Below are 7,172 nucleotides of genomic sequence, written 5' to 3'. Positions count from 1 at the left end.
ATTGGTGCTGGTCATCAGGGGTGGAACTCCTACTCGGGCCCTCTCAGGCTAACCCGACAAAGCGGGATGTCTCACCCAAGGCTGACAGAGAGGGGCGCGTCGGTGGAGAGCCAGGGGTCGCCGTCGGTGGCGTCGATGATCAGGCGGCCCTGGATGTAGGTGCCCCAGCCGTCGCCGAGCGCCTCGCCCCAGCCGAGAAGCCGGCGGTTCGGGTCGCGGACGGCTAACAGGTCCGACGTGCTGTCCCAGCCCTCCACCACCAGGTCGCTCCCGTCGATGCTCCAGGTGGAGTTCGGGGCCCCCAGGCCGCGGGCAAGCGGCGAGGACGAGGTGCGCTCAGACGCCAGAGCCAGGAGCAGTTCCTGCGGCAAGGTGTCGACCGGCTGCGGCCGCCGCGCAACGGACGCGGCGAGGTGGCGCCCGTCGGCCGGAGCGGAACTCCGTTCCGCGGCCGGCGCAGCCTGGTCCGTTTCGACGCGCGAGGAAACGGTGGAGCGGGCAGCGGCCGGGCCAGCACCGGCGGCCGGGCCGGCCTGTGACCTCAACGGATAGATTGCGAGTCCGCCGTCTGCGACCTTGGGTTTCGACTTGTAGTTTGCGAGCCATTCCGAGGGTTACTTTGCGAGGTGCCGTCCGGTAGTGGTGACCGCTGGCAAGGGTGTGATCGGGGTGTGACGCATCGCCATAACAAGCGGTCTCCCGCCACCTTGCGGACAGCTAAGCCTTGATTGGTGCGGCCGACCTGGCGACTTGCTCGATCTTCGCGCGGTAGGCTGCGCGGGCTTCCTCGTCGATCTGCTTCTCGTGTTCGGCGCGCAACCCGGTCCGGCCGTCGAGGCCCTCGCGCAGGATGTCGGCGTGCCCGGTATGCCGGATGGACTCGCCGAGGACGTGGACCATGATGGCGAACAGGTTCGTGTTGGCATAGGGCTCCGGCCACCACGGCACGTGGCCGGGGGCGTCGAGGGGAAGCTCGTTGATCGTCGCGTCCGAGTGTTCCCACGTGCGCCGGTAGAACCCGATGATCTGATCGCGAGTCTCGTCCTCGGTCGCCCACAGGTCGCTGCCGTCGGAGTCCTGCCACCGGGGCAGCGGTTCCGGAGAAGGGCGGTCGAAGACCTCGCCGAAGTACCTGGCCTCGACGGTGGCCACGTGTTTGACCAGGCCGAGGAGGTTGGTCCCGGTCGCTGTCAGAGGCCGGCGGGCGTCGTATTCGGACAAGCCGTCGAGTTTCCAGAGCAGCGCCTCGCGGTCCCGCCGCAGTCTCCCGTGCAGGTTGTCCTTCGCGAATTCATCGATCATGCAGCATGAGCCTGCCACGGGCTGCTCGCGGCCTCAAGATCCCGTACGTGGTTGAGCCGGGACACGATAGTTGGAACCGATGTGGCGAGCTGACCTGGTGGTCTTGACCTTCTAGGACACGCTTGTTGGAACCATCTGGTCACGCTTCTTGCGACGTTCGGCGCATTGCCATTCATGCTGGAACCAGTTCCGGATAAAAACAACAGTACTTATATAAGCACTGTTACGATGCGTCTCATGGCCGACCCCCATGCATTCGACCCGACGCGGCAGAGCCTCTGGCGACCCCTGCGCCTGCTCCAGGCGTCAATGGACGCCGACATCGCCCAGGTCTACTCCGAGCAGCAGATCGACGGGCTCAAGCCCAGTTTCGTCATGGAGCTGCTCCGGCTCCACGCCTGCGGCCCCATGACCATTGCGGAACTGGCCGAGTCGGTCCAGCGCACGCATTCAGCGCTCAGTCAGAAGGTTGCCGCGATGCGCAAGGCCGGCTGGGTCCAGACTGTCGTGGGCGACGACGCGCGCACCAAGAAGGTGACACTCACCGACAAGGCTCGTCACGTCGTCGACCGCCTGGCGGCGGAATGGCGGGCCACCGAGGCTGCGCTCGCCGACCTTGAGGCCGAGGTTCCCTACCCGCTCTCCCAGGTCGTCACCGATATCGAGGGGGCTCTTAAGCGAAAGAGCTTCCACGACCGGATCGCCGAGAAGTTGGCTGAGGATCCCGCATGAGGCTGAAACGCACGCTGATCGACATGGCTCCGCTACGGTCCTCACCACCGTTCCGGCGGTTGTGGACCGGCCAGACCCTGTCCGGTTTCGGCAGCCAGATGACACTCGTCGCCGTCATGTTCCAGGTCTGGCAGACGACGAAGAGCACCACGTGGACAGGTGCCGTCGGACTGGCACAGGCGATTCCCCTCGCCGCGCTCGGACTGTTCGCCGGCTCGCTCGTCGACCGAGTGGACCGCCGGAAGTTCTACCTGCTCACGACCAGCGGACAAGCCGTGTGTTCGCTTCTCCTCGCGCTCCAGGGCTTCCTCGGGCACGCTTCTGCCACCGGTGTTCTGGGGCTGGTCGCGCTCCAGTCCTGCTTCGGCGCGGGCAGCGGTCCCGCCTCGCGCTCCCTCATTCCGCACCTCCTGCCCAAGCACCAACTGGCCGCAGGGCTGGCGCTGAGACGGATCGCCTTCCAGGGCGCCATACTGCTTGGCCCCGCACTGAGCGGACTGATCGAGGGCGGCCTGGGAGTCGGCGCCTGCTACCTGATCGACGCTCTGACCTTCATCGCCGCGCTCCACGGTGCGTTCGGCCTGCCGCAGATGGACCCTGGGGACGAGCCCGCGCGGCCCGGCCTGCGCGGAGTGCTGGACGGTCTGGCCTTCCTGGCGCGCACCCCCGTCATTCGCGGGGCCCTGCTCACAGACCTGGCCACCACCGTGCTGTCGATGCCCATCAGCCTGTTCCCCTTGATCAACGCCGAACGATTCGGCGGCAACCCCCGCACTCTCGGACTGTTCCTCACCGCCATCGCCGTCGGTGGCGTTGCAGCGTCGCTGTTTTCCGGAACCTTCACACGGTTCCCCCGCCCCGGCCTGATCATGCTCGGCGGATCCGCCGCCTGGGGCACATCGTTGACGCTGTTCGGACTATCGCCCAACCCCTGGGTGGGTTTGGCCTTCCTCGTCATAGCCGGCGCCGCTGACACCGTCTCCGTCGTCTCCCGGAGCACCGTCGTCCAGATGCACACCCCGCACGAATTGCTCGGCCGCGTGAGCACCGCTGAACAGATCGTCGGGCAGGCGGGACCCGATGTCGGCAACATGCGTGGTGGTCTCTTCGCAGACGCCACCTCGGGAGCAGCAGCCCTCGTCAGCGGTGGCCTGCTATGCCTCGGCGCCGTCGTTGTGGTGGGCGCCACCACGGCAGACCTGCGCAGTTCCTCCGCACCGCCCCATCCACACACAGCCGCAGCCAGCCCATGAGCCCTGCTCCGAGGCGCGCAGTCACTGGTTCCAACTCTCGTGACCAGGTTCCAACTAACGTGTCACGGCTCAGTGGTCCGCAACGAGTCCCCGGACCGCCGACCTGTGCGCATCCTTCGTTTCAGGTCGCCTGCGTGGCCAGCCTGCGCAGGGCCCGCACGGCAGGTGATCCGGGGTCGGCCGTCATCAGGACAACTTCCTGGTCATCCTCGGGCACGAGCAGGACGTCGCAGTTCAACCGCAGCACACCGGCCTCCGGGTGGTCCAGGGTCTTGGTGCGGTGCCCGGGAGCGTGGACTGGACGCGCCTCCCAGATCTGCCGGAACTCCTCACTGCCGACGTGCAGTTCGGCCAGCAGCGTGGCCAGCTGCGGGTCATGCGGGTAGCGGTCCGCGGCCCGGCGCAGCCGCGCCACTACGATGTGCCCGAATTCCTCGGCGCTGGAGCTCCCGTACATCCGCGCCTGGCCCAGGAAGCGGCGTCGAGCCAGGTTCGTCGTCCCGCCTCCAAGGTCGGCGCCGAGCAGTGCCCGGGCCAGGGGGTTCCAGGCGACAACGTCGTACGCCGCGTCAGTGACGATGGCACCGGTCTCCGGCAGCCGCTCCAGCATCCGGGCCACGTGCGGGCGCACCCGCCGCACGGCGCTGATGCCAGGCGGCGCGCTCGAACCCGCCAGGCGGAACAGATGGCTGCGCTCGGCCGGCGTGAGCCGCAGCGCGCGGGCCAGCGCGTCCAGGATCCGGGCCGATGGCCGCGGCCCCCGGGCCTGCTCCAGCCGCGTGTAGTAGTCGACCGACATGTGGGCGAGCTCCGCCACCTCTTCGCGGCGCAGACCCGGTGTGCGGCGGTCGGTGCCCGTCGCCGCCAGGCCGATCTCGTGCGGACGCAGGGCCGCCCGGCGGTCCCGTAGGTAGTGGGCCAGCTCCTGCCGCGCCATGTCGCCTCCTCCCACTGCCTGGTACAGGCTGTCCCTGGCAGGGCACCCACGACCGGGGAAGTGTGGTTGCCATGAACGAACGCACAGCTCTGGTTACCGGTGCCAACAAGGGCATCGGCAAGCATATCGCCCGGCTGCTCGCCGCCGAGGGCCTCACCGTGTACGTGGGCTCCCGTGACCCCGGGCGCGGGCAGCGGGCCGTCGAGGAGATCGGAGCCGGGGCCCGTCTGCTGGTCCTCGACGTGACAGATCCCGACGGCGTCGCACAGGCCGCGGCTCAGATGGACCGCTTGGCCGTGCTGGTCAACAACGCCGGCATCTCGCCGTCACTGGCCCCGCCGACCGACACCGGCGAAGAGGAGTACCGGCGCACATACGAGACCAATGTGTTCGGGGTGGTGGCGGTGACCAATGCCTTCCTGCCCGCCCTGCGCCGGTCCCTGCGCCCGCGCATAGTCAACATCTCCAGTGGCACGGCGTCGCTGACCTGGAACACCACCCCCAACCCCCAGTTCACCCCGGGAAGCGGCGGCGCCGCCGCCTACCGGTCGTCCAAGTCCGCCCTCAACGCCCTCACCGTCCTCTACGCCCAGACGCTGGCCGAGGACGGCTTCAAGGTCAACGCGCTCGCCCCCGGCCTGCGGGCCACCGATCTCAACCCCCGGGCCGCCGCTGCCGGCGGCGACCCGGCCGAGGCCGCGCAGGGTGCCCTCCGCCTGGCCCTGCTGCCGGACGACGGCCCCACCGGTGGCTTCTTCTCCTGGGACGGAACGCCCGTGCCCTGGTGATCAGTCATGGGCTGCGTCGAGGTGCTTCCGACCACAGGGCATCCACCGCGACGACACGGTGATCCGGGTGCCGCACCCGGCGATGTCACTCGACCGGCCGGCGGTGAGGCAGGGGCAGGGTCGGGAGCCGGCCCCCGGGGGGGGTCAGCCGTCCAGTCGCGCGTACAGGCCACGGCCCGGGCGCTGCGCCCGGCCGGCCTTGGCCAGGCGCTCCAGCATGGTGCGGACCGCGTTCACGTTGTCCGCCGACTCCTCGATTCCCAGCCGGGCGGTCACCTCCCGGGCCCGCAGGGGCGCTTGAGTGTCGGCCAGCACGCTCAGGACGCTGTCGGAGGTGGCACCGGTCGTTCGCCGCCCGGGCGCGGGCGCAGCCGTTTCGCTCTTCGGGGCGGCCGGCTCGGCGCCGGTCCGCGCCTGCCCGGTTCCTCTGGTCGCGGCCGTCTTCTTCGCCGCGGTGCGCGGCCGCGCGCCGTCGGTGGTCTTCTTCGCCGCGGTCTTCTTCGCGGGGACCGTCTTCCTCGCCGCGGTCTTCTTCGCGGGGGCCGCCTTCTTGGCGGTGGCTTTATTGGCCGGGGTCTTCTTGGCGGTGGTCCTCTTCGCCGTCTTCGTGACCGTGTCCGTGCCCGAGGTGCCCTTCTCGGCCGGCTCCCGTCCCCGGTCCAGCGCCGCCCCGATTTCGGCCGCGAGCTGCTGCGGCCGGACCCCGACGATGGCGTCCGCCTCCGCCCGCACATCGCCCACCGGCGTGGTGTCCTGCGAGGCCGGCGGCCCGGCCAGGGCCCGCAGGCCCTCGATGGCTCCGCGTACGGCCTTCTCCCGCGCCACGGCGCCGGTCAGCTCGTCCTCCAAGCGCCGCCGCCGCGCCTCGATACCGGGAAGCTCGGCCTCCAGTTGGGCGATGGTCTCACTGAAACGGCTGTCTGCCACGGTTCCTCGTCTCCTCCGCCCACGCGATCTGTCGCAGGGGCTGTGCGATCTTTACCCCGCTACCGCGTCCGCCAACAAGAAACCCCGCGCACGAAGGCCGCGGAAGAGGCTCACCACCGGCCCGCAAGCCGTCGGTCAGGACGGGCTGACAGCAGGGGCCCGGCCGGTCGCAGCCCCGGCCAATGCCCACCCGCTCTGCCAAGCTGCAGCCCGCAGCACCTATCGACGCGTTCACCCGGTGCCTCGAACAGGCTGGAGCAGCGGCCCGGGTGCTGCGCGGGACGGCGTGGGTGCAGGTGGACCGACGTGGCGGTGATGGCGGCTGGGAACGCCTGTTGGTGAGCGGTTGGGGAACGGGGCGGACGGGATCCGGCCGATGTCGAGCATCCCGTGGAGCGGCACGCCGGCCCGGAAGATGCGCCCGGCGTCACGGGCCTGCACGTCCTCGTCGAGGACCCCGAGGAACCGTGTCTTGGTGAGGGTGCGCTGTTGGAAGGCGAGGACGAATTCCGGCGCCATGGGCACCCCCAGATAGGCCCGGGACGCCCCCTCGGACCACGCGGGATCCAGCACAGTGCCATCGCCGGTCGCGCACCACGCGTGGGCCCGCACCGTCCCCTCGGCGGTGAGCGCATATCCCTCCACGTAGGCGCCCGGCAGGAGCCGGGCGAGGCGAAGTGCGTTGCGGTGACAGCGTCCGGGCGCGCCGCGTCGCGGGGCGCCGGAGCGCGGCCAGGGCGCGGGAGTGAACAGGCGTCCCTGGGCGAGCACGACGCGGGCGGCCGGGCAGACCGCCCCGGTGGTCAGGGCCGCGACGGCGTCAACGAGGGCGCACTCGTCTGCGGTCAGCAGGTCGGCAGGCACACGTCGAGTGTCCACCCGGTCTGTGGGCGCGGCCCGTTGGCAGGGCGACAGGGTGATGTCAGCTGAGGACTCGACACCCGTCGGCGTCACAGGGCCAGTACGGCCAAGGCCGTCAAGGAGACCCGGGCGCAGGCACCCCGCGCGGGAAAAGCACGACCCGGCGCTGCCGTACACACGTCGCCGGCCGTGCGTATCAGCCGGCAGCCGTCACCAAGGCCGGCCCCGGCCAGGGCGAACAGGTCACGCCCGCCCTTCGAAATATGCCGGCGGACAACCAGTGAGGAGTTTTCATCCTGAGAACCGCAGTTCACGGGGGCTGGCGTGAGTTGGAGGCGGGGTGCTCGGGCTGGTCGGGGGCGTGATCGCGGT

The 7,172-nt window shown here is 70.0% G+C and carries 8 protein-coding genes; 3 read left to right on the top strand and 5 right to left on the bottom strand.

Features of this window, described 5'->3' with window-relative positions; translation table 11 throughout:
- Positions 1–71: 71 nt before the first annotated feature.
- Both ACH4J0_RS42490 and ACH4J0_RS42485 read right to left on the bottom strand, forming a co-directional pair.
- Positions 72–545, bottom strand: a complete 474-nt coding sequence (locus ACH4J0_RS42490; protein WP_396246548.1) for a hypothetical protein — start codon at positions 543–545, stop codon at positions 72–74.
- A gap of 172 nt (positions 546–717) precedes the next feature.
- A complete protein-coding gene (locus ACH4J0_RS42485; protein WP_396246547.1) occupies positions 718–1,302 on the bottom strand; it encodes a DinB family protein in 585 nt (194 codons plus the stop codon).
- A 237-nt stretch (positions 1,303–1,539) separates the two neighbouring features.
- Here ACH4J0_RS42485 and ACH4J0_RS42480 point away from each other — a divergent pair, with 237 nt between their 5' ends.
- A complete protein-coding gene (locus tag ACH4J0_RS42480; protein ID WP_396246546.1) occupies positions 1,540–2,034 on the top strand; it encodes a MarR family winged helix-turn-helix transcriptional regulator in 495 nt (164 codons plus the stop codon).
- Positions 2,031–3,287 carry an MFS transporter gene (locus ACH4J0_RS42475; RefSeq protein WP_396246545.1) on the top strand — a complete coding sequence of 419 codons (1,257 nt, stop codon included), beginning with the start codon at positions 2,031–2,033 and terminating at the stop codon, positions 3,285–3,287. The genes ACH4J0_RS42480 and ACH4J0_RS42475 overlap by 4 nt, the downstream gene beginning before the upstream one ends.
- 121 nt (positions 3,288–3,408) lie before the next feature.
- Here ACH4J0_RS42475 and ACH4J0_RS42470 read toward each other — a convergent pair whose 3' ends face one another.
- On the bottom strand, positions 3,409–4,224 hold the full coding sequence (locus ACH4J0_RS42470) for a helix-turn-helix transcriptional regulator (protein WP_396246544.1): 816 nt from the start codon (positions 4,222–4,224) through the stop codon (positions 3,409–3,411).
- Positions 4,225–4,295: 71 nt separating this feature from the next.
- Between ACH4J0_RS42470 and ACH4J0_RS42465 the strand changes: the two genes are divergently transcribed.
- Entirely contained in the window at positions 4,296–5,012 is a 717-nt protein-coding gene (locus ACH4J0_RS42465) for an SDR family oxidoreductase (protein ID WP_396246543.1), read from the top strand.
- Between the two features lie 144 nt (positions 5,013–5,156).
- On the opposite strand, the gene ACH4J0_RS42460 is transcribed toward ACH4J0_RS42465, so the two are convergent.
- Both ACH4J0_RS42460 and ACH4J0_RS42455 read right to left on the bottom strand, forming a co-directional pair.
- Positions 5,157–5,939 (bottom strand): type IV toxin-antitoxin system AbiEi family antitoxin domain-containing protein, encoded by a 783-nt coding sequence (locus ACH4J0_RS42460; RefSeq protein WP_396246542.1) that lies wholly within the window; start codon positions 5,937–5,939, stop codon positions 5,157–5,159.
- A 231-nt stretch (positions 5,940–6,170) separates the two neighbouring features.
- Entirely contained in the window at positions 6,171–6,803 is a 633-nt protein-coding gene (locus ACH4J0_RS42455; RefSeq protein WP_396246541.1) for a hypothetical protein, read from the bottom strand.
- Between the last annotated feature and the right edge of the window lie 369 nt (positions 6,804–7,172).

Source organism: Kitasatospora sp. NPDC017646, from assembly GCF_044329365.1.
GTDB lineage: Bacteria > Actinomycetota > Actinomycetes > Streptomycetales > Streptomycetaceae > Kitasatospora.
The sequence above is the reverse complement of the archived record's forward strand: the minus strand, read 5'-3'. Positions and strand labels throughout refer to the sequence as shown.